Genomic DNA, 22,259 nt, shown 5'->3' with positions numbered 1-22,259 from the left:
CTTTTATCTTCTATTTTTTTAGTGCTTGTTTAAGGTTTCTACCTTTGATTTGCAGCATTTCGAGCGTTTCTGCGTTGTATTCAACTTTGATGATGTTGTTATCGTGATTAATCTTGAGTTCGTAAATCCAAATATCATCATCTTCTTCAAGTTCGACGTGAATAATTCGGCCATGCAGATCGCGCTCTACAGCAGCATACATCTCAGAGAATGGCTTGATATAACCTTTCTTTACTGCTTCGTAGACCTCATCTTGGTCTTCTTCAAACTCAATTCTAGCACCTGGTTTGTGAACATCTTGCACCAGTGCGTGACCATCTTGATCGTCATGATCGTGTTTCTTCGCCATGCTAGGGAAGGCGAGCAGCAGACAAGTTAGTATTGTGGCGGTACTTAACAGTGGTCGCTTGAACATAATCTTACCTTTTACGAATTTCTGTATAGCAGTATACATTGGCAAAAATGAACACCAAGTGAATGGCTAGTTATTCGATAACTCATCTTCAAATATTTTGTCGCGCATCTTCCAAAAGCGTCCTGATTTTCGTGCAATCACGAACTGAGGGGGACGAAAGCGGTGTTGGCTGTTAACTACTTTAGTTGGTGACGCATCTTCAAACGGGCGGTGCTTGTCGGCTAGGTGCGGTCTAACAAACTGATCTTTAAATCGTTGTTTTTGATTTTTGGTGGTAAGAGACCAAAACTCACTAACTTGAGCTTGGTTTTCTCCTATATAAGAAACCTTAAGACTGCTTTTACCTTTATCGTCTTTATGAACGCTAAGATCCATCTCTATACATTCAAACACCAATGCATCTTTAAGGTTTAACGCTTCCTTAAGCTTCTTGTCTGGGTCAACTAATGTCGCATCACATTCATGGCAGATACGTGCGGCGATATCATTGTCGGCCCCGCACTCGCCACAGTATTTAGCACGGAATCGATAGTTACAGTGCTCGCGTTCACCCGTTTCGTCATCTTCGAAGAAACCTTGGCATTTACGACCGAAGTGCTCAATTAAATAGCCGTTACTATCAAGCTTGCCCCAAAAGTTGTTGTTAAAACCGCAGGCTGGGCAAGGAATGGTGATGATTTCACTGTCTGAATCGGGCTTAGCATCGCCCACTTCTGGTTGATAAAGATCATAACTATTACCAGCATAATCCAGCACCAAGCACTCGTCTTTTCCTGGTGACAAGCGTAGGCCTCGGCCAACGATTTGTTGATAAAGACTGATGGACTCAGTTGGACGAAGAATCGCAATAAGGTCAACGTGAGGGGCGTCGAAGCCAGTAGTTAACACCGAGACGTTGACGAGGAATTTGATTTTGCGCTCTTTAAAGTTCTGGATGATTGCATCACGCTCAGGCGTTGGTGTATCACCAATCACAATCGCGACCTGATCTTGCGGCAGCAGCCCATAAATTTCTTGGGCGTGGCGGACGGTCGCAGCAAAGATCATGATGCCTTGTTTATCTTTAGCCAGCTGAATGATCTGTTCGACAATTTGCGGTGTTGCGCGCTTCGCTTTATCGATAACCATATCGAGTTCTGCTTCTTTATATCGCCCTGTATTGGCTGGTTTTAGCTGCGAAAAGTCGTAACTTAAAACCGGGGCATCCATCATTCGAGCGGGTGTTAGAAACTTCTCATCCAGTAAGTAGCGAATGGGTAACTCGAAGATACAATCTCTAAAAAAGCGTGGCTCTTCACTTCTGACTAGCCCTCGGGTGTGATATTGGTAAATCCAACCCATACCTAAACGATAAGGCGTGGCCGTTAATCCAAGTACTTTAATCCCCGGATTTTGCTCGCGCAGGTGGGTGATGACCTTTTGATAGCTGGTATCTTTGTTATCAGGCACGCGGTGACATTCATCAATGACTAACAGCGAGAATTGGTTCTTAAATTGGTCAAGATTACGCACGACAGATTGAACGGACGCGAACACTACTTGTTGATCTGTTTCTTTGCGCCCGAGACCTGCTGAAAATATTGAGCCTTTCAGCCCGTAACCTTCGTACTTTTCGTGGTTTTGCTCAACCAGTTCTTTAACGTGAGCCATCACTAAGACTCGACCTTTAGCTAGGCGTGCCAGCTCAGCAATCACAAGGCTTTTCCCCGCGCCAGTCGGTAGCACGAGTACGGCAGGGGTGGAGTGTTTACGAAAGTAATGGATAACAGCTTTGACAGAGTCAGCCTGATAAGGACGCAGTGTATACATAAAATGTGTGAAATAGCTCAACTATTTAGTCTAGTGGCACTATAATACCTCACCTAACAAAGATGAGGTATTCATGCGTTTAGATAAATATTTGTGTGATGCACTAGGTGCGACACGTAAAGAGGCAACAAGAATCATCAAAAGTGGTGATGTAACAGTAAATGATGTCGTGCAGAAAAGTGGTTCAGTTAAAGTAACGGATGACTGCACCGTCGAATGGCAGGGGCGTGAGATCCATAAAGCAGGTCCTCGCTATATCATGCTGTTTAAACCCGATGGCTTTGTTTGCTCGCATGAAGATGGCTTTAATCAAACCGCGTTTATGCTGCTTGATGAAGTAAAGATGGAAGAGCTTCACTTTGCAGGTCGATTGGATGTCGATACGACAGGGTTAGTGCTAATCACTGATGATGGCCAATGGTCTCACCGTATTACTTCGCCAAAGCATAAATGTGAGAAAACTTACCGAGTGTGGCTTGCTGACCCAGTTCAAGCTGACTATGCAGATAAGTTTGCTGAAGGTATTCAACTGCGCAATGAGAAGGGTTTGACGCTTCCAGCGCAACTTGAGATTGTCGACGAAGAAGAAAACGAAGTGCTGCTTACAATTACTGAAGGTAAGTACCACCAAGTTAAACGTATGTTTGCTGCACTGGGTAACAAGGTTGAACACCTTCACCGTGAGCGCATTGGCGCTATCGAGCTTTGTAAGTCATTAGAGCCTGGTGAATACCGTTACCTAACGGAAGAAGAAGTCGCGTCTGTTTGGAAATAATACCTCTATTAGGAATTAGTTTATTTCCAACTAGGAACTAGTCTTTTAGACAGATTTGATTGAGGATAGATCGGATCACTAACACCTAGAAATGGTGTTGTTATTTTCTGTTTGGTTGCAGCACGGAGGCTGCATCTGATACGCAACCGAGTAGGAGAGTTATGTCTGAAAGAACGGTAGAGACTACCAACGCCCCCCAAATCAGTTTTCTATTATTTTTAGTCTTGGGGGCAATCGGTGCCTTAACGCCGCTAGCCATAGATATGTATTTGCCAGCCATGCCAACCATCGCCAGAGATTTAGGCGTGACCGAAGGTGCTGTTCAAATCACATTAACCGCATATACCGCAGGTTTTGCCATTGGTCAGTTGATCCATGGTCCGCTCGCAGATAGCTATGGTCGACGTCCAGTGTTGATCTTGGGCGTGTTATTTTTTGGTTTTTCCTCTGTAGTCAGTGCGACAACGACAGGTATTGAAGCCCTAACGTGGGTTCGAACTGCTCAAGGTTTTGCGGGCGCGGCCGCTGCAGTGATTATTCAAGCTGTTGTGCGCGATATGTTTGATCGTGAAGATTTCGCGCGTGCAATGTCATTTGTCACCCTTGTGATAACCATAGCGCCGTTGATTGCGCCAATGATTGGCGGATACGTTGCAGTCTGGTTTGGCTGGCGTGCAATTTTCTGGATTTTAGCTGCGTTTGCGTTAGTGGTGATCGCACTGGTGCTGTGGAAGATTCCTGAAACACTCAGCGAAGAGAATAAGCAGCCTTTGCGGATTAGAACTACGTTACGCAACTACAAGGGCTTGTTTAAAAACCCTGTGGCAATGGGACTTATTTTCTCTGGGGCTTTTTCGTTTGCAGGTATGTTTGCCTTCTTAACGGCAGGCTCATTTGTCTATATTGATATTTACGGTGTAAGACCTGACCAATTCGGTTACTTGTTTGGTCTCAACATCATCGCAATGATCATTATGACTAGCATTAATGGCCGCTTGGTGAAGAAAGTAGGATCGCATACTATGCTGCGCTTTGGCTTAGCGGTTCAGCTTATTGCTGGCATTGGTTTATTTGTTACTTGGCTACTGGATGCTGGACTATGGGGAACCGTTATCTTCGTAGTCATGTTTATCGGCACATTATCAACTATAGGTAGTAACACAATGGGCCTGTTGCTCAGCAGTTACCCGACAATGGCTGGCACAGCTTCCTCATTAGCAGGCACACTCCGTTTTGGTACGGGTTCGATTGTCGGTGCTGTTGTGGCATTCATGCCTAATGGCGTAACATGGCCGATGATTTCGGTTATGAGCATGTGTTCGATTGTTTCGGCAGCATGTTATTGGATATTTGGAAGAAAGGCGTAATGTCTGAATACACGATAGAAATACAAAAACTGGTTAATAAAGCGTTAGATGAAATGGCTACAGAGCATGCATCAGGTAAGTTAACTAATGGCCCGACGGCCAACAACCTGTACCTTGTTCGCTGGATTACTAAGGCGATTAAGTCTCAGCAGTTTCCACGTATTGTCGCGGATGATTTAATTCGTTGGCAGAAAACGGGGCGCTCTAAAGGCAACAACGCAGGTCTTATGCAGACATTCCAACGCATTTCTAAGTTCTATGGTCAGTTTTTCCCTGAAGGCGTGCCAGATCGTACGATCAAAGATCACGAGATCAATGCTTTTATCGATATGATGGAAGAGAACAATTGGGAAGTGACAACGTCAGAAGAGCTGGTCGATTGCGGTAAGGTGCAGATCTTCACTGAAGGGCCTAACTCACTTGCGATGTGTACAGAGCAATGTGAAAGCTGTTTCGACGGCGAAGATATGATCAAGCCAATGAGCTGGTTTGTACGCGGCCATCATGCTGACTTCGTAGAAAAAGCGGCAGCGGCTGGATTCATGGTTCACAAAGTGACCGACTATAAGTCGAACGTTAAGTACCATGGTGAATACATTGTATTCCCAGCAAACCGAGGTAATCAGTTGGCTGAAATACCACTCAGTTTGACTGTTTAACCATGCGTTAAAAGAGCTTCCATTATGGAAGCTCTTTTGCTTTTCGGACAATGGCTTTAACCATGCCTTTGAATATAAATAAATGCGCCGGCATCATTGCAAACCAGTAAAGCAATCCTCTAAAGCCTTGCGGGTGCCACCAAGCTGTAACCGTTAAGCGCCTCTCTTGCCCCAAATCCTCTATGGCGAACTCTAAACGGCCAAGTCCTGGACCTTTCATACCAAATAATAGCGAGATAAAGCGCTGCTGTTCACAGCGAATCACTTTCCAGGAATCAATAAAATCACCGACCTGTAATTCTGGCCCCGGTGGCGAACGACGAATGGGTTTACCGCCACCAAAGAATATGTCGAGCCATTCACGAGTGCGCCATAAGCTATTGGCAAAAAAGTAGCCTTCCTCACGACTACCAATCTTTCTCACCAGTTTCCATAGTTGGTCTGCTTCAAGTGTTGTCGTAATAGAAGCGCCAGTTTGCTTTGGATAATAACCGTAGCCCGGTTGCCAACGAGAAAGTGCAGCTGGGTCAAAGCCCCATACATTGCTGCGGACGAAAGTACCTTCACGCTCAATACTCTCTGTCACCATCTGAACAAAGGAGATCATTGCTTGGGGATACTTCTGCTTAATCTGCTCTGAGTCTGCAACGAAGTCGTGTTCTAAGCCAGAAAGCAGCGCGCTGCCAATACTAGAAGGTACAGAGGTGACAATACCCAGCCACTGAGAAGCCATTTTAGGTGTTAGTAAGCGGGTTGGAATAATCTTTATCGGCTTATTTACTGCGCGAGCAATGACATGAAATTGTTCACGATAGGTGAGCGTTTCTGGGCCGCCAACCTCAAATAGTTCGTGGTGAGTAGGGGACTCTTTCGCAAGGGACAGTAAGTAATGATTCAGGTTTTCGAGAGCAATAGGGTTAGCTTTTGAGTCTACCCACTTTGGTGTGATAAGAACTGGCATGTTGTAGACAAAGTCGCGCATGATCTCAAAAGCGGCAGAGCCTGGGCCGATGATAACACCGGCTCGCAGCTCAGTAATCGGAATACCCGATTTTCGAATGATATCACCAGTCATGCGACGAGCTTTTAAATGGCTAGAGTCACCAGTTTGAGGCTGTATCGCACTCAAATAAATAACATGTTTGACCGAGCTACCTGTTAATGCCTGCTTGAAGTGTTCAGCCAAAGAAACTTCATATTCAAGGAAGTCATGCCCATGAGCCATACCATGCACAAGGAAATAGATAAGTTCAAACTGAGGGATAAGTTCTAAGGTGGCTTGTTTATCAGCTAAGTCGAGATAACACATGTTTAGGTTAGGGTGAGGCTCTACTCGGGCGGACAGATAGTCGAGATGTCTTGACGCAGCAGTGACTTGATAGCCTTGTTCGCACAGCTTATGAAGGAGCTGCGAGCCTACGTATCCAGATGCCCCTAAAACCAGAACCTTTTTCATCCTGAACCCCTATGGTTTTTATGGTTTCATATTCCGACTGATCATATAATACACAATCTATTTTTGCTCTTATATCATATTGTTGCGGTCAGAGGTGCTTCGTCTCCATGCTTTCTCAAGTTTTACTCCATACTCGAGGTGATTTCATCCGTCGCCTGATCGCAATTGCGATGCCCATTACGCTGCAGAGCATTATGTTCTCTAGCCGAAGCCTTGTTGACGTCCTTATGTTAGGTCAGCTAGGGGAGGCTGAAATTGCCGCCGTCGGTGTTGCAGCGAGAGCAACCTTTGTTACCACGATTATGCTGGTGGGCGTTACCACTGGTGGCTCGCTACTTACCGCGCAATATTGGGGAGCGAATAACCGCAAAGGGGTTCGCGAAAGTACCGCATTAACATGGCTAGTTTGTACTGTGTTTGCTGCGCTAACTGCGTTGCTGTTTATTCTGTTTCCAAGTCAGATCATGGGGCTAGCAACCAGCGACCCAGAGGTTAATCAACTCGGTAGCGAATATTTGGTGATTACCTCGGTAACCATGTTCGCGGTTTCTTGTGTTGCCAGTATGTCGGTTGGCTTGCGCGCTATGCATAAGCCGGGCGTAAGTACTTTCTTTAGTGGCATTGGGATACTGTCTAACATCTTCCTCAACTGGGTGTTTATCTTTGGTAATCTTGGCGTCCCACCAATGGGAATCAAAGGTGCTGCGATCGCAACAGTACTGAGTGGCGCGATTGAAGTTGCGACTCTGTTTGGTTACCTCTATGCGCGTAAGCATCTGTTAGCCTTTGGCATTGAAGATATTCGTCAAGTGATCGTGTGGCAACGTGTAGCTAAGTTTCTTCGTTTGTCATTACCGACCACATTTAACTTTCTTGCATGGGCGGGGGGACTGTTCGCTTATCACGCCATTATGGGACAATCAGGTGTACAAGGCTTAGCGGCGCTTTCGGTAATGACGCCAGTCGAGTCGATTGCACTAGCTCTTTTGATCGGCATGTCTAATGCTGCAGCCGTACTGGTCGGTAACCAGATTGGCGCCAAGAAATACGATGCGGTTTATTATCAAGCCATCGGCGTGACGCTTCTAAGCTTGCTTGTCGGTATTGTGGTGGCAGGTTTGCTCTACTTGGTGCAAGGCGCGGTATTAGATGCCTTTAGCGCGTTAACCAACGAAACTCGACTACTCGCGGAAAAGTTCATGGTGGTCTTGAGTGTCGGGATTATCCTGCGTTCCATTCCTATGATGACGATAGTCGGAGTATTAAGAGCGGGCGGAGATGTGAAGTTCTGTCTATACCAAGATTTGGTCGCGCAGTGGCTAATTGGTATTCCGCTGGCTGCGTTTGCTGCTATTGGCTTAGGTTGGCCGCCCGAATGGATCTATTTACTGTTTTTAACTGAAGAGTTTATTAAATGGTTTGGCTCTATCTATCGAATGAATACACGTAAGTGGATTAGAAATTTGATCGAAAATTAGACATTGACCGCCAATGGAGTGTGTTTTGATGCATATCTTGTGATCTAGAATCCAAATTGCTTCCTTGAAAGCGCGATTTAGTGTAGATTCACACTCCTATTTTAAAGGTTAACGAGAGAATCGATGTTACAGCTGACAGACCTATGTAAGGGCTATGTAGATGGCGGTGAGTTTCACCCAGTTTTACAAGGTGCTGAGCTAACATTGAAGCAGGGTGAGCAAGTTGCCCTGATGGGCGAAAGTGGTTCAGGTAAGAGTACCTTATTAAACCTTATCGCCGGCCTCGATACCGTTGATTCTGGTGAAGTGTTGTTCCCAAGTTTTTCGATGCACGATGTCGCTGAAACTAAGCGTACTGCTTACCGTCGTAATAACATCGGTCTTATCTTCCAACAGTTTAACCTTCTACCGACTCTAAATGTCGCTGACAATATTCGCTTTTGTCGCCAGCTTAAAGGGCTGCCTGAAGATCAGGGACTATGGCGTCAAATCCTTTCTGCACTCGATCTTATGCCTTTATTAGGGCGTTATCCTGAAGAAGTTTCTGGTGGCCAGCAGCAACGAGCCGCGATTGCACGCGCGTTATATATGGAGCCGAAAATTCTTTTGGCGGACGAACCGACAGGTAGTCTCGATGAAAGAAATGCAGAGGCGGTGATGCGCCTTTTGACGACGTTGACCAAACAACTCGAATGCACCTTATTATTGGTGACGCACAGTGAGCGAGTCGCCGACCACATGGAAGGGAAGGTGAGACTACAAGGAGGACAACTTCATGTTATGGCCCGTAGTTAAAGCGCTACTTGGCCACTACAGACGTTACCCTTTTCAAATAATTTTAGTCTGGCTTGGTCTTACCTTAGGTGTTTCTCTTCTTGTTGGTGTTACTTCCATCAACACGCATGCTCGTCAAAGTTACGAGCATGGTGAAAAGCTATTCTCTAATCCTCTTCCATACCGAATTCGTCCAAAACACGTCACGAATAAAATCCCACAGGGCTTCTACGTTCAATTGCGCAGAGATGGATTCAATCAATGTGCGCCATTTGAAACTTTACGAGTAGATACCGCTGACGGTGCAGATTTGATGCTTGTCGGTATTGACCCTGCCGCACTTATTCGTTTTCAGTCGGGAACATTGCTTAAAAACATCTCCTCTTTGGCGTTGATGCAGCCACCATACCCAATTTTAGTTAGCGCTGATTTAGCGAAACATATGAAATGGTCTAATGGTGACTCAATTGAATTGGCAGATGGGAGCAAGTTAGGTCCTGTCATTATTGAAGACAAAGGCCAACTTAACGGTACTAGAATTATTGCTGACATGTCATTGCTTCGAATGCTAGAGCGAAGTGCGGGCATTTCAACGATTGCTTGTAGTGAAATGCCACCTGAAAAACTGGCGAAGCTAAAAGCTATGCTGCCAAACGGGATGGAACTCAAGCGTAGCTCAAGAGCCGAGCTTGAATCATTAACTCAAGCGTTTCACATGAACTTGAGTGCGATGGGCATGCTCGCTTTCTTGGTTGGTCTGTTTATTTTCTATCAAGCGATGTCACTGTCATTGACTCAACGTCAGCGTTTAGTCGGAATCCTTCGTCAAACAGGGGTGTCTGGTTGGCAACTGGCACAAGCGTTACTGCTTGAGCTAGTCGCGCTGGTCGTTATCAGCTGGGTATGTGGCAATGCGTTTGGTATGTTACTGGCCAATCAATTAATCCCGACGGTATCTGCGAGCCTTGGTGATCTGTATGACGCCAATGTCGGCTTAGCGATAGAGTGGACGTGGCAAAGTAGCCTATACAGTTTATATCTGTCTGCTGTCGGCGCGATTGTCGCTTGTGCTTGGCCACTGGTTCGTTTGCTTCGCTCGCAACCAGTTCGTTTGACGACGCGTTTATCTCTTGTTCGTTTCACCGGTGCTGAGTTTACCATCCAAGCTTTGATTGCCTGCGCTCTGTGTGTTGCAGCCGTCGCAATTTACCAAGCACCGCAAACCCAAGAGTCAGGCTTTGTCATCATTGCTCTGATGTTATTGAGTGTTGCTTTGTTTACGCCTTATATTGTGTGGAAGGTGTTTGAAAGCTTCTCTTATACGCTTCGCTGGGTCAAAGTCCGTTGGTTCTTTGCTGATGCAGCGGCAAGTATGAGCTATCGTGGTGTCGCAACCATGGCATTTATGTTGGCGATGTCAGCCAATATTGGTGTCGAGACCATGGTGGGCAGCTTCCGTGATACGACGGATAAGTGGTTAAGCCAACGTTTGGCTGCTGACTTATATATCTACCCGAATAACAGCTCAGCTGCGCGCATGAGCACTTGGCTGTCTAAACAACCTGAAGTGGACTCAGTTTGGTGGCGTTGGGAGAAAGAAATCTCTACAGTGAGAGGCGCTCTACAAGTTGTTAGTACTGGTCCTTCTGAAGGCGAGCTAGATGCGCTGACGGTAAAATTAGGCGTACCAAACTATTGGTATCATTTGCACCATTCTAAGGGTGTGATGGTAAGTGAGTCCATGGCTCTGAAACTTGGCATCAGACCGGGTGATTATCTCGACTTATCTGGTAAGTTAGGGCAGGGCTGGCAAGTCGTTGGGGTTTACTATGACTACGGCAACCCATACAACCAAGTCTTAGTTTCCCATCGAAATTGGTTGTATGCCTTTGCCGGAAGTGGCAGTGTTGCCCTAGGCACAGTATTAAAAGATGGCATTAATCCGGTCGGACTAAAACGTCGTCTTGAAGCCGTATTTAGGATTGATTCTGAACGTGTGTTTGATAACAGTCATATCCACAATCAAGCGATGAAGGTATTCGATAGAACATTTTCCATTGCAGATACGCTTGGCAATATCACTCTGGTGATTGCGGTGTTCGGGATATTCTTCTCTACTGTCGGCGGTGAAGTCTCAAGGCAAAAGCACATTGCGTTGCTACGGTGTCTGGGGATGTCAGGTAGAGAGCTTGTCTTAATGGGAAGTTTACAGTTATTCGTATTCGGGGCGATTTCTCTGCTCATTGCGATGCCGCTAGGGCTTGCACTGGCCCGTTTAGTTGTTGATATCATCATTAAGCAGTCATTTGGCTGGACGTTGGAGTTACAGTTCATTCCAGGTGAATACATGCAAACTGCTACGTTAGCGATGTTATCACTGATGATCGCAGGGGCAATACCTGTCATTAGGATTATTAAAAGTACGCCAATGAAGGCATTAAGGGATTCGCTATAAATGAAGGTTAAGATCAAGAGAACAACCAAGATCTTTCTTGTTGTCGTAATGATGGTTATTACGCTTGTTGCTCTTTATCTGAACAATTCCCCGCAGTCATTCATTGCTGGGGAAGAGGATGAACTTTCTTATGCTCTACGTGCGCCAAGAGACCAAGTCTTTGAGCCTGTACTTCCTGACAGTCCGGTCATCCTGCCTAGAGACTTTGCTTTTCAGAACAAATTCCAACATGGTTGGTGGCATTTCTTCGCCAATGTGAAAGATCGAAAAGGCAACGAATACGGTGTCCAGTGGAGCTACTTCCGTGTTGCTAGCAACGATAGTGGTATGTCTGGTTGGTTGAGTCCTCAGCTATTTATTTCTCATATAGTTATCTCTAGTAAAGATCAGGTTTGGCGAGAGCAGCGTGTTGCACGTGGTGGTATCGGCCAAGCAGGTATGACAGTCCAGCCGTTCAAACTCTGGATAGATAACTGGTATTGGCGCTCTTTGGGCAAAACACCATTCCCAGGTCTGCTTGATGTCAAGACTGACAACTTTGCGATAAATCTCAAAACGCTTACTAAAGGTCCGTTTGTGATTCCGGGCGATCGTGGTTATGTTCCTAAGCATGATTTGTTGCCAATTGCTTCTCACAATCTTACTTCTCCTTTCCTTGAAGTTAGAGGCGAATTGAAGCTTGCCAACAATAAAGTCGTGTCTGTCTCTGGTCAAGGGTGGATGAGCAAAGAGTGGGGCAGTGGCTTGCTTGCTGAAAGTCAGACTGGCTGGGATTGGTTCGTTGTCCATTTAGATAACGATATGACCATGTCGGTTAGTCGCTCGCGCCACGAAAAGCAGCTTTCTTACTCGTTTGGCACATTGTCATCGAACGATGGCAAAGTAGAACGCTTGGATGACAGCGAGATTTCAATTGAGCCTCTAAATGAGACCTTGCTGAAAAATGGCAAACGCGTTCCCTTACAGTGGTCCATCAAGGTGCCTAAACACGGTATTGATGTGACAGCACAGGCACTAAATAGTGACATTTGGCTGCCGTTCATCATCCCTTATGGTGAAGGGCCAATTAAAACAACAGGCACTCACCAAGCTGTTGGCTTTATGCAGTTGACTGGCTACTAACTTTCTTTGTCTACTAGGCGTGTCCGGCGCCTAGTGAACTTATTCTTCATAAATATTATAAGCTTGCATTACTATCGAATAGCCTATACTGGTTATAGCGTTCTCAATCAATTAGCCAGCATAGAAAATTAGCTCTGCTTTACGAGGTGAATGTGAGCGGTAGCAAATGTTGGCGATATAACTATTAAAATTCCTGTTTCATTGATAAACAGTTAGTTAGATTGGACTAGTCATTAATTTTGCTTATGTCGATTTTCTCAGCATTTATTTATAGCGATGTAGGTATAGCCCAATCATTCTTGGTTTTTTAGTAGTATAAAAAGTAATTGAAAGGTCATTATCATGGACAAATTGATTCGCGATTTTTTGCGAATGGAGTCAGCAAGTGGGATTTTACTTGTTCTGGCAGCAGCGATTGCGATGCTGGTTGCCAACTCTCCACTTAACGAATTTTATCAAGGTTTTTTGCATTCGTATCTGCTTGGAATGTCGCTTTCCCATTGGATTAACGATGGCCTGATGGCTATCTTTTTCTTACTAATTGGCCTTGAAGTAAAACGAGAGCTGCTAGAAGGGGCGTTGAAGTCGAAAGAAACCGCAATGTTCCCAGCAATTGCTGCTGTCGGCGGTATGCTGGTTCCAGCTTTGATCTACGTGATGTTTAATATCGATAATGAGAGTGCGTTGGCTGGTTGGGCTATCCCTGCGGCAACAGATATCGCATTTGCTTTAGGGATCATGGCGTTACTGGGTAACCGCGTACCGGCTAGCCTGAAAGTATTCTTACTGGCATTAGCCATCATCGATGACCTTGGTGCGGTCGTGATTATCGCGTTCTTCTATACAGCCGATCTATCAACATTAGCTCTGACGGCCGGTTTCATATCAACCGCTGTTCTATTTTGGCTAAATGCTAAGAAAGTGACCAAGTTATCTCCGTATTTGATTGTCGGAGCCATTCTTTGGTTTGCAGTATTGAAGTCGGGTGTACACGCAACTTTGGCGGGTGTCGTGATTGGTTTTGCAATACCGCTAAAAGGTGAAAAGGATGGCCATTCGCCGCTGAAACACTTAGAGCACTTACTACACCCTTACGTTTCATTTGGTGTATTGCCATTGTTTGCGTTAGCAAATGCAGGGATATCTTTAGAGGCCGTCTCAATTGAAGGTCTAACATCTATGGTTCCAATGGGTATTGCCCTCGGACTGTTAGTAGGTAAACCCGTGGGAATCATGCTGTTTTGTTGGGCGTCTTTGAAGCTTAAGCTTACTGAGCTTCCTGTTGGCATCCGAATGAGACATATTTTCGCAGTATCCGTGTTGTGTGGTATCGGCTTTACCATGTCGATATTCATCTCATCACTTGCGTTTGAGTACGAAGCAGAATCGCTTGATACCTACGCCCGTTTAGGTATTTTGATGGGCTCGACGATTTCGGCAATACTTGGCTACATTCTTTTGCGGATGTCATTGCCCAAAGAGCAAGCTGCTCAATAAAGGATACATTGCCCATAAAGCGTTGCTTTGTGGGCTTTTCTTATTTAACTGTTATTCCATCCGCCATTTTCTGCTTTTTCGGCGCATTTCTTGTTCATCCCTCTAAGCTAATATATCCACTCGCTATGAAAAGCTTGTCTAAAATATGCTCAATTGCTTCATTGGTGGTATTTCCTACTAATTGGTGTGTTTTATTCGGTTTTTTCGATGTGTTACGTCACAACAAGCGAATTTTCTCGTTAACCGATTTTGAATAGACTTCTCAGGTCCAAACATTATTGTGACCTCTCTCGTATTGTTAAGGCCTGCTTTTCATGTTTGGTATGTGCAGCTTGATGTATTATTGAGAACGAGTATTAGCAGTAGAGACGTTCTACTCAAATACATATAGCGTGTACGCTACAAATTTTTATACAGTCTTTGGAGGCTATTCTTGATGCTGTTTGCAGTTCTGTCCGGTTTCATCCTGGCGGCGTTTGTTCCATGGCTATTTAGGCGCTTTGGCGAGCTAACAAGTAAGTTGCTCGCGATATTACCAGCCGCTCTATTTGCCTATTTCCTCACTTTTTTGCCGTCGGTGACAGAGCAGGGCCCACAACTATTAACTTATGACTGGGTTCCTAGCCTTGGCATAAGCCTCAACTTTTGGCTTGATGGCCTTAGCCTTTTATTTGCACTGCTTATTTCTGGTATTGGTTTCTTTGTTGTTGTTTACGCAGGAAGCTATCTAGCAGGCAAAGCTGACCAACGTAAACTGCTGATGTATCTGTTAGCGTTTATGGCAGCAATGCTTGGTGTTGTGCTGTCTAGCAACTTAATGGCAATGTTTGTTTTCTGGGAACTTACCAGCATTACTTCCTACATGCTGATTGGTTACTACCACGAGAAAGAGTCTTCACGTCGCTCTGCATTGCAGGGTTTGATCGTCACTGTGGGTGGCGGCTTAGCATTGCTTGCCGGAATCATTATGCTTGGCATGATTGCAGGAACGTATGAAATTCGCGAGATCCTGGCTCAAGGTTCAGCGTTACAGGCGCATCCATTATTTGGCGCGACGATGTTCGCCATTATTCTCGGCGCATTTACAAAATCAGCGCAGTTCCCATTCCATTTCTGGCTACCAAATGCGATGGCGGCTCCAACGCCAGTAAGTTCGTACCTTCACTCGGCGACGATGGTAAAAGCGGGCGTCTATTTGATGGCTCGTTTACAGCCAACAATGGCAGGTAATGAAACTTGGATGATGGTTCTGACAGGTTTTGGTGCCGTAACCATGCTATTAGGTGCGGTAATGGCAGTGACCAGCACGGACTTGAAAAAGATCCTTGCTTATTCAACGGTGATGGCGCTAGGTACGCTGACTATGTTGGTGGGTATTGGTACAGAAGCCGCGCTTGTTGCAGCAATTGTATTTCTACTTGGCCACGCTTTGTACAAAGGCGCGCTATTTATGGCGGCAGGTACGATTGACCACGAAACGGGAACAAAAGATGTTCGTGAGTTAGGTGGTTTACGTAAAGCAATGCCTTACACGGCTGCGTTTATGTCGCTGGCAGCGCTGGCTCTTGCCGGTGTACCGCCATTCTTTGGTTTTATCGGTAAAGAAATGATGCTCGCGGGTGTGCTGTCTAGTCCTTGGGCTGCATTGATTGCGTTTATGGCCCTACTAACCTCGATCTTTATTGTTGCATGTGCGTGTTTGATCGCTATTAAACCGTTCTGGGGCAATTTGAAAGAGACACCAAAAGTCGCTCACGAGGCACCGTTAGGTCTGCGCCTTGGTTTCACCATATTGGCAACGATTGGCTTGATTTTCGGCCTAATCCCAAGCTTAGTGACGCCTTTAGTCACCTCGGCAGTTAACGCGATTTCTGGTGGAACAATCGAGAGCGTTGATGTGTCGCTTTGGCACGGTATCAACTTACCATTGATGATCAGTGTTACGGCACTTGTACTTGGCTACTTGTTGTTTAAAAAGTGGGATTCACTTGGTTCTAAAGTATCGCATGCGAAGCCGTTGCTCGGTTATGGTCCAGAGCGCGGTTACGACATCTTTATGGATAACCTAGTTAAGTTCGCTAAGTGGTCAACTGTTAAATTGCAAAACGGTTACATGGGCAACTACATTCTGACGATCTTTATCACCACGATCGCATTAGTAGGTTACGCCATGTTCACTAAAGTGGGCTTCCACTGGGAGGTCGACTTCTCTGATGTGACTATCAAAGACTTAGGGGTATCGATCCTGATCCTTGCGGTGATCACATACGCATGTACCACACCGCTACGTTTAGGTTCGGTTGCTGCGATTGGTGCGCTTGGCTTCTCAATGGCACTTATCTACGTATTCTTTAGTGCACCTGACTTGGCGATTACGCAGGTTCTGATTGAAACACTGACAGTAATCATGTTGGTACTGGTGCTATTTAAATTGCCTAAGTTCCAAAAGCTATCGAGCTCAGACACACGCTGGCGTGACTGCGCGGTGGCAATCATGTTCGGTGTGATGATGGCAACGTTATTGCTCACTGCGGTTAACTTTGCGATGCCAGGTGGTATTAGTGACTACTTGATTGAGAACAGTTACCCAATCGCTAAAGGGCGCAACATCGTGAACGTGATCTTGGTAGATTACCGCGCACTAGATACCTTGGGTGAAATCTTCGTGCTGTCATTGGCGGCGATTGGTGTTACCGCAATGCTACGTACTAAGAAGGAACAGTAATGAACAATACAAGTACTTCTCTTATTCTTCAGGTCATCGCGCGGTTCCTATTGCCGATGCTGTTACTGTTCTCTGTTTTCTTGTTGCTGCGAGGACATGACGAACCGGGCGGTGGCTTTATTGCTGGCTTGGTGGCATCAAGTGCTTTTGCCTTACACCTGTTTGCGTTTGATGCGCAACAAACGCGCCGATTAATCGGATTAGATAGTTCTTACTTGATGGGGGGAGGGTTATTGATCTCTACCTTAAGTGGCTTTATCGGTGTCCTAAAATCAGGCAGCCCGTTTCTAAGTGCGGTTTGGTGGTATGTACAAGTGCCGGGGCTAGGGGAGTTGAAAATCAGTACTCCTCTTATTTTCGATATCGGAGTTTACCTTGTGGTTTTAGGCATGGTGACGACGTTACTGTTTTCACTCGCGCAGTTGGAGGAATAAATGACGACGTTATTTGCCATAGTAATCGGCGCTCTTTACGCAGCGGCTCTCTATATGATGCTACGTCGTAGTGTGGTCAAACTGGTAATTGGTTTGATCATACTATCGAATGCCGCCAACTTACTTATTTTCACTGGCGGTGGTTTGGTTCGCGGCGCTCCTCCTCTTATTGAAGAGGGAATGAGTGGACCTGTTGGCGCAATCGCTGACCCACTTCCACAAGCACTAATCCTGACCGCCATTGTTATTAGCTTTGGTGTCCTAGCTTTCGCCGTTGTCTTAATTAAACGCGCATACAAGGTTATTGGTGCTGATGATATGAACGAAATGAAGAGTACAGATTCACAATTATGATGCTATTAATGCCAGTACTGATCCCAATGCTAGCTGCAGCAATTTCTATGGTGTTGTGGAAGCATCAGACGTTGCAACGCTGGATCAGTGTATTTTCAAACTTTGCATTATTGGTCGCTGCACTAACTCTGTTTAATCAGGTATACAGTGACGGAATTCAAGTGATTACCTTAGGTGGCTGGGAAGCGCCGTTTGGTATCTCATTAGTTGCTGACTTATTAGCAGTGGTCATGGTTACCGTATCTGCAGTGGTGGCGTTTTGTATTTCAATATACGCGCTAGCGACCATGACAGAAGAACATGAGAAGTTCGGTTTCTATCCGTTACTTCATCTGATGTTAGCGGGTGTTATTGGCTCTTTCCTGACAGGCGATATCTTCAACCTTTACGTATGGTTTGAGATCATGCTTGTGGCTTCATTTGGTCTGCTGATTCTTGGCGGCGAAAGAAGTCAAATGGAAGGCGCGCTGAAGTACGTGACGCTGAACTTACTTTCATCAGCCTTGTTCTTGAGTGCGATCGGCTTGCTATATGCTTACGCTGGTACGCTAAACATGGCCGATCTAGGCCAAAAGCTTGCGCAGTCAGATAATCCTGAAGTGGTAACGGTAATCTCGCTATTGTTCCTTGTTGCTTTTGGTATCAAGGCTGCGGCATTCCCACTCTTCTTCTGGCTTCCTGCGTCATACCATACGCCACCAGTAGCTATCTCGGCGGTGTTCGCTGGTCTGTTAACGAAGGTTGGTGTTTACGCGTTATACCGAGTATTTAGTGTTATCTTCATTGGTGATTTAGCCTTTACCCACAATACGTTGTTAATGTGGATGGGTATCTTCACCATGGTGACTGGCGTATTGGGCGCCGCTGCTCAATATGAAGTGCGTAGGATTCTCTCGTTCCATATCGTAAGTCAGATTGGTTACATGATCTTGGGTTTAGCTCTGTTTACGCCATTAGCGATTTTGGGCGGCGTGTTCTACCTATTCCACCATATTATCGTGAAAACTAACCTGTTCCTGATTGGCGGGGTAATGCACCGTTTACATGGCTCTTACCAATTAAATAGGCTAGGTGGCTTGTACAAATCGGCTCCGTTTCTAGCAATTCTATTCGCGATACCAGCGATGTCACTTGCCGGTATTCCACCGCTATCGGGCTTCTTTGCTAAGTTTGTCGTGATTAAAGCAGGTATTGAAGCAAAAGAGTGGATCGGTGTGATTGCATCGCTTGCTGTTGGCCTGCTGACTATGTACTCGATGATTAAGATTTGGGCTGAGGCGTTCTGGAAGAAACTACCAGAAGATGCTGAAGTATTGCCAGAAATGTCAGACTCAGAACGTTTGTGCTTGTATCTACCGATCATTTTAATGGCAACGATCACTGTCGTTATTGGTATCAATGCCGAATGGTTTATTGATCTTGCTTCAATGACTGCTGAGCAAATCCTAGATCCACAACAGTACATTCAGGCGGTGTTAGGAGGTCAATCATGAAGGCTTTCGGATGGAACATGATGCTAGCACTGGCTTGGATGGTGCTATCAGGAACGTATACGATTTCGAACCTGTTCGCCGGTATGATAATGAGTTACGTCGTACTAGCTTATGTGTTACGCGATCGCCCTCTGTTTGGAACGTATTTTGGTAAGTTGCCTAAGCTGGTTAATTTCATCCTGTTTTTCATTTGGGATTTGATTAAGGCAAATGCTCGTGTTGCTTATGACGTACTTACCCCAACGCATTTGATGAAGCCAGCTGTTATTGCAGTTCCACTGGACCTCAAGACAGATGGTGCGATTACGGTATTCTCTAACCTGATTACCGTAACACCTGGCTCGCTTGCACTGGATGTGTCTACGGATAAAAAGGTTCTTTACGTACACATAATGTACTTTGAAGATGAAGAGCTTCATGTTGCCGAGCTTAAGCGACTTGAAGCCATGGTTATCGATCTATTAGGGTGATAATGATGTTAGACACTGTATATGATATTTGTTTTTTGATGTTGAGCATTTCATTGTTGCTTTCTTCAGTTCGTTTGCTCAAAGGTCCTTCGTTACCGGACCGTGTTATCGCACTTGAGCTCATGGCGTCTTTAACCGTAGGCTTAGTTGTTCTGTATGCGGTTGCTTACGATGAACCTAAGTTTATTGATGTAGCGATCGCGTTAGCTCTTACATCGTTTTTAGCAGCGGTAGGTTTCTCCCGCTACCTTGAGCAAAGAGGAGTAAGAGAAGATGATTGAGTATGTAATTGCATTTTTTGCTCTGATGGGAGCATTCCTGATGCTTCTAGCGAGTATCGGTTTGAACCGTATGCCCGATGTGCTCACGCGCATGCATGCAACGACTAAGGCTGGTGCTCTTGGCGTTGGCTTACTCGTTATTGTGTTTGCGATTGTGTTCTGGGAAGACACGTCAATCGTTGTCCGCGCTATTGCGGTTGTTTTCTTCATTATGTTTACAGCACCCATTGCGGCACACGTTGTTGCGAGAACCAGTTACTTTGTTGGTGTCCCGGTATGGGAAGGAACAGTGAAGGATGCCATCAAAGAGCAATATGATATGGACACGCACCAATTGTCGAGTAAATGTGACCAAAATAACAAATAGTTAGATAAAAAACGCTCCCCACCAGGGAGCGTTTTTTATTTCATCCAGTAACAAATCGGAGCGATTTCTGTCTTATAAATCCTTTTTTAATGATTAGGCAAAGCTGAGACAGCTAACTACAATCGTTATTCTAAGCCCTCATAAGCATCCCATCACACTTGGCTCTGCATTTATTTGTGCAATTAGTGTAATCAATCTCAATATTAAGAAATGGCTATTTAACCATTGTTAAGTTGTTCGTGAGTGAGTGATTAAGGAATTCTCATTATTGACTAAGTTGTTAGTTTATTTGGGTAATTGAAATTGCACCCTGTACATCATCCTATAGCAAAGTAATTTAAGGGCTTATGTACGATTTATTGACGACTAAAATTGTGATGCATGGCAGCGAATTTATGTACCGATGTGAAACTTGTATCATTATTTAAGCATGTATGAGTGATGGCTTTAACTCATACCAACAAGTTAGTCCTGATCAGATTTTGATGGCTTAGTTTTGCAACATATCTGTTTGCCGAAATTTCAGCTGAAAGTTGGAGCGAACTATGGGTCTTCTAAAATATTTGGCGATAGGGAATGTCGCGGGCGGTCAGACACTTGTTATTGACGTGAATGGTGATGTCCGAATCCTACTCGATGGAGAGCAACCCAGTCCTGGTGAAGTTGTGCTCAATTCAGATGGAACATCGGGGGCGGGGTCGTCTGATGTACAAGTCGGGTTGGTTGACCTGAGTGGCGCTGCTCAAGATATAACTCTAGAAGTCGAAGACATTTTTGCTGCCCTTGAAGGTGGGCAGGACCCAACACAGTTAGGTGATGATTTTGCAACCGCCGCCGGTGGAGAGGGTGGTTCCAGTCTCACAGGGACAGGGACAATTGAGCGTGATGGTAGCGAAACCCTAGCTGAGACAAATTTTGATACCGACGGGTTTGAATCATTAGGCTTATCTGAGACACAAAGCATCACCTTAATTGAATTAGAACAACAATCGGCTCCTTTCTTTTCAGATGACAATGGCGCTCCATTAGGAGAGTCGGTCACCGTTTCTACTGATGAAGATACAGACGTGGCAGGCTTGCTCGCGGCGATCGACCCTGATGGAGACACTTTAACATTCGCACTTACACCGGATGGCGCACCCGCGAATGGTACGGTGACGCTGAATCCAGATGGGAGTTGGAACTACACACCAAATACAAATTTTGATGGGACAGATAGTTTTACTGCCACTGTATCTGATGGTTTAGGTGGCGTAGACACGTTAGTCGTCAATATCATTGTGAACCCAATTCCAGAGATATCGGTCTCTGGAGGAGGCCTAGTTAATGAAGGTTCTGACGCCGTGTTTGTTGTTGACTTCGATAAGGCGTCAAATCAAACAACGTCATTGAACCTGAGTACTAATTTGTTGACAGTAGAATCTGACGATATCGGTGAGATTCAAGTTGTAACTAACTTAGATCAAGTACTTACGGTTAATTTAGATGGTTCGGTCGATGTGCCTCCTGGGGTGACCTCTTTAACTGTAACGGTTCCTACTGTTCAAGATGATGTGTTTGAAGGTGATGAATCATTCGAATTGATCGTTCAACCTTTATCTGGATTGCTTGGTGGAGGATCGAGTGACGCAATCATCAAAGATGATGGTAATGGACCTGGCGAGGATCCTGACGATGATACACCGACTCTAAATGTATCAGATGCGCAGCAAGTACAAGAAGGCACAGATGCCGAGTTCGATGTTTCCCTTAGCAACCTTGTTGATGCAGACGTGACATACGATTTAGCGATCAACTTAGAAGGCCAAACGGCTGAACTCGCTGACTTCCAATCACCAACCTTTAGCGTGAGTTACCAATTTGAAGGAGAGTTGTTTGAACTCGATTTGATTGGTAGTGAGTTGACGATACCCGGGACGGCAACCGATCTCGTGGTAAGCGTATCTACAGTAAATGACGATATATTTGAAGGCGTTGAAAGTTTTGAATTATTGGTTGATGCTTCTTTCTCTGTCGAAGGAAGCACTATTGAACTAGATGGTTCGGGGGCTGGTTCAATAGTTGATGATGGCGATGAAGTGAATAACGACTTACCTGCGCTGACCGTAACCGATGCAGGCCAAGTGGTGGAAGGTAGTACCGCTGAGTTTGGTGTGTCATTGGATAAAGAAGTTGATGGTACCTTGAACTACGTCTTTACGCTCGATGTCGACGAACCACTCACGGCAGAGATGGCGGACTTCTTAGCCAATGGTAACCTCACCGTGAGTTACACCGACAGTAACGGCCCTCAATCCTTCCCGATCAGTAACGGTGGTAACCTCGATA

At 45.3% G+C, this 22,259-nt stretch carries 19 protein-coding genes; 16 read left to right on the top strand and 3 right to left on the bottom strand.

Annotated features, from left to right (window positions below):
• Positions 1 to 10 precede the first annotated feature (10 nt).
• Positions 11 to 349, bottom strand: a complete 339-nt coding sequence (locus tag ELS82_RS19460; protein WP_370447489.1) for a PepSY domain-containing protein — start codon at positions 347 to 349, stop codon at positions 11 to 13.
• A 132-nt stretch (positions 350 to 481) separates the two neighbouring features.
• Positions 482 to 2,224: a DNA repair helicase RadD gene (radD, locus tag ELS82_RS19455; protein WP_134836952.1), complete on the bottom strand. Its 1,743-nt coding sequence runs from the start codon at positions 2,222 to 2,224 to the stop codon at positions 482 to 484.
• A 73-nt stretch (positions 2,225 to 2,297) separates the two neighbouring features.
• Here radD and rsuA point away from each other — a divergent pair, with 73 nt between their 5' ends.
• The 3 genes from rsuA to ELS82_RS19440 all read left to right on the top strand — a co-directional run bounded on the left by rsuA (position 2,298) and on the right by ELS82_RS19440 (position 5,025).
• Positions 2,298 to 2,999 carry a 16S rRNA pseudouridine(516) synthase RsuA gene (gene rsuA / locus ELS82_RS19450; protein ID WP_134836951.1) on the top strand — a complete coding sequence of 234 codons (702 nt, stop codon included), beginning with the start codon at positions 2,298 to 2,300 and terminating at the stop codon, positions 2,997 to 2,999.
• Positions 3,000 to 3,160: 161 nt separating this feature from the next.
• Positions 3,161 to 4,366: a Bcr/CflA family multidrug efflux MFS transporter gene (locus tag ELS82_RS19445; protein WP_134836950.1), complete on the top strand. Its 1,206-nt coding sequence runs from the start codon at positions 3,161 to 3,163 to the stop codon at positions 4,364 to 4,366.
• Positions 4,366 to 5,025: a DUF2913 family protein gene (locus ELS82_RS19440; protein WP_134836971.1), complete on the top strand. Its 660-nt coding sequence runs from the start codon at positions 4,366 to 4,368 to the stop codon at positions 5,023 to 5,025. Before ELS82_RS19445 ends, ELS82_RS19440 begins: the two co-directional genes overlap by 1 nt.
• 22 nt (positions 5,026 to 5,047) lie before the next feature.
• On the opposite strand, the gene ELS82_RS19435 is transcribed toward ELS82_RS19440, so the two are convergent.
• Entirely contained in the window at positions 5,048 to 6,481 is a 1,434-nt protein-coding gene (locus ELS82_RS19435) for a DUF2867 domain-containing protein (RefSeq protein WP_134836949.1), read from the bottom strand.
• 107 nt (positions 6,482 to 6,588) lie between these two features.
• Here ELS82_RS19435 and ELS82_RS19430 point away from each other — a divergent pair, with 107 nt between their 5' ends.
• The 13 genes from ELS82_RS19430 to ELS82_RS19370 form a co-directional block, all read left to right on the top strand.
• Positions 6,589 to 7,959: an MATE family efflux transporter gene (locus ELS82_RS19430; RefSeq protein ID WP_134836948.1), complete on the top strand. Its 1,371-nt coding sequence runs from the start codon at positions 6,589 to 6,591 to the stop codon at positions 7,957 to 7,959.
• Positions 7,960 to 8,082: 123 nt separating this feature from the next.
• Positions 8,083 to 8,754, top strand: coding sequence for an ABC transporter ATP-binding protein (locus tag ELS82_RS19425; protein WP_053437992.1), 672 nt, complete (start codon positions 8,083 to 8,085; stop codon positions 8,752 to 8,754).
• Entirely contained in the window at positions 8,735 to 11,188 is a 2,454-nt protein-coding gene (locus ELS82_RS19420; RefSeq protein ID WP_134836947.1) for an ABC transporter permease, read from the top strand. Before ELS82_RS19425 ends, ELS82_RS19420 begins: the two co-directional genes overlap by 20 nt.
• Positions 11,189 to 12,310: a lipocalin-like domain-containing protein gene (locus tag ELS82_RS19415; protein WP_134836946.1), complete on the top strand. Its 1,122-nt coding sequence runs from the start codon at positions 11,189 to 11,191 to the stop codon at positions 12,308 to 12,310.
• Between the two features lie 342 nt (positions 12,311 to 12,652).
• Positions 12,653 to 13,807, top strand: a complete 1,155-nt coding sequence (gene nhaA, locus ELS82_RS19410) for a Na+/H+ antiporter NhaA (protein WP_134836945.1) — start codon at positions 12,653 to 12,655, stop codon at positions 13,805 to 13,807.
• A gap of 436 nt (positions 13,808 to 14,243) precedes the next feature.
• Complete coding sequence (locus ELS82_RS19405) at positions 14,244 to 16,532, top strand: putative monovalent cation/H+ antiporter subunit A (protein ID WP_134836944.1); 2,289 nt, start codon at positions 14,244 to 14,246, stop codon at positions 16,530 to 16,532.
• Complete coding sequence (locus ELS82_RS19400) at positions 16,532 to 16,966, top strand: Na+/H+ antiporter subunit B (protein ID WP_053437987.1); 435 nt, start codon at positions 16,532 to 16,534, stop codon at positions 16,964 to 16,966. Before ELS82_RS19405 ends, ELS82_RS19400 begins: the two co-directional genes overlap by 1 nt.
• Entirely contained in the window at positions 16,967 to 17,320 is a 354-nt protein-coding gene (locus tag ELS82_RS19395) for a Na+/H+ antiporter subunit C (protein WP_053437986.1), read from the top strand.
• Entirely contained in the window at positions 17,317 to 18,813 is a 1,497-nt protein-coding gene (locus ELS82_RS19390; RefSeq protein ID WP_134836943.1) for a Na+/H+ antiporter subunit D, read from the top strand. Before ELS82_RS19395 ends, ELS82_RS19390 begins: the two co-directional genes overlap by 4 nt.
• The gene (locus ELS82_RS19385; protein ID WP_053437984.1) at positions 18,810 to 19,283 is read left to right on the top strand and encodes a Na+/H+ antiporter subunit E; all 474 of its coding nucleotides are present in this window, start codon (positions 18,810 to 18,812) and stop codon (positions 19,281 to 19,283) included. Before ELS82_RS19390 ends, ELS82_RS19385 begins: the two co-directional genes overlap by 4 nt.
• 2 nt (positions 19,284 to 19,285) lie before the next feature.
• Entirely contained in the window at positions 19,286 to 19,564 is a 279-nt protein-coding gene (locus tag ELS82_RS19380; protein WP_244230827.1) for a cation:proton antiporter, read from the top strand.
• The gene (mnhG, locus tag ELS82_RS19375; protein WP_134836942.1) at positions 19,557 to 19,931 is read left to right on the top strand and encodes a monovalent cation/H(+) antiporter subunit G; all 375 of its coding nucleotides are present in this window, start codon (positions 19,557 to 19,559) and stop codon (positions 19,929 to 19,931) included. The genes ELS82_RS19380 and mnhG overlap by 8 nt, the downstream gene beginning before the upstream one ends.
• A gap of 545 nt (positions 19,932 to 20,476) precedes the next feature.
• A partial coding sequence (locus ELS82_RS19370) for an Ig-like domain-containing protein (protein ID WP_167489400.1) occupies positions 20,477 to 22,259 on the top strand: 1,783 nt, incomplete at its 3' end.

Source organism: Vibrio ouci (genome assembly GCF_004551525.1).
In the GTDB taxonomy this organism is placed as follows: Bacteria; Pseudomonadota; Gammaproteobacteria; order Enterobacterales; family Vibrionaceae; genus Vibrio; species Vibrio ouci.
This window is presented reverse-complemented; position numbering and strand designations above follow the sequence as displayed.

Excerpts from the sequence above, each read along its gene's own strand:
- ELS82_RS19460 (WP_370447489.1), bottom strand. The coding sequence starts at position 349 with ATGGCGAAGAAACACGATCATGACGATCAAGATGGTCACGCACTGGTG.
- radD (WP_134836952.1), bottom strand. The coding sequence starts at position 2,224 with ATGTATACACTGCGTCCTTATCAGGCTGACTCTGTCAAAGCTGTTATC.
- rsuA (WP_134836951.1), top strand. The coding sequence starts at position 2,298 with ATGCGTTTAGATAAATATTTGTGTGATGCACTAGGTGCGACACGTAAA.
- ELS82_RS19445 (WP_134836950.1), top strand. The coding sequence starts at position 3,161 with ATGTCTGAAAGAACGGTAGAGACTACCAACGCCCCCCAAATCAGTTTT.
- ELS82_RS19440 (WP_134836971.1), top strand. The coding sequence starts at position 4,366 with ATGTCTGAATACACGATAGAAATACAAAAACTGGTTAATAAAGCGTTA.
- ELS82_RS19435 (WP_134836949.1), bottom strand. The coding sequence starts at position 6,481 with ATGAAAAAGGTTCTGGTTTTAGGGGCATCTGGATACGTAGGCTCGCAG.
- ELS82_RS19430 (WP_134836948.1), top strand. The coding sequence starts at position 6,589 with ATGCTTTCTCAAGTTTTACTCCATACTCGAGGTGATTTCATCCGTCGC.
- ELS82_RS19425 (WP_053437992.1), top strand. The coding sequence starts at position 8,083 with ATGTTACAGCTGACAGACCTATGTAAGGGCTATGTAGATGGCGGTGAG.
- ELS82_RS19420 (WP_134836947.1), top strand. The coding sequence starts at position 8,735 with ATGTTATGGCCCGTAGTTAAAGCGCTACTTGGCCACTACAGACGTTAC.
- ELS82_RS19415 (WP_134836946.1), top strand. The coding sequence starts at position 11,189 with ATGAAGGTTAAGATCAAGAGAACAACCAAGATCTTTCTTGTTGTCGTA.
- nhaA (WP_134836945.1), top strand. The coding sequence starts at position 12,653 with ATGGACAAATTGATTCGCGATTTTTTGCGAATGGAGTCAGCAAGTGGG.
- ELS82_RS19405 (WP_134836944.1), top strand. The coding sequence starts at position 14,244 with ATGCTGTTTGCAGTTCTGTCCGGTTTCATCCTGGCGGCGTTTGTTCCA.
- ELS82_RS19400 (WP_053437987.1), top strand. The coding sequence starts at position 16,532 with ATGAACAATACAAGTACTTCTCTTATTCTTCAGGTCATCGCGCGGTTC.
- ELS82_RS19395 (WP_053437986.1), top strand. The coding sequence starts at position 16,967 with ATGACGACGTTATTTGCCATAGTAATCGGCGCTCTTTACGCAGCGGCT.
- ELS82_RS19390 (WP_134836943.1), top strand. The coding sequence starts at position 17,317 with ATGATGCTATTAATGCCAGTACTGATCCCAATGCTAGCTGCAGCAATT.
- ELS82_RS19385 (WP_053437984.1), top strand. The coding sequence starts at position 18,810 with ATGAAGGCTTTCGGATGGAACATGATGCTAGCACTGGCTTGGATGGTG.
- ELS82_RS19380 (WP_244230827.1), top strand. The coding sequence starts at position 19,286 with ATGATGTTAGACACTGTATATGATATTTGTTTTTTGATGTTGAGCATT.
- mnhG (WP_134836942.1), top strand. The coding sequence starts at position 19,557 with ATGATTGAGTATGTAATTGCATTTTTTGCTCTGATGGGAGCATTCCTG.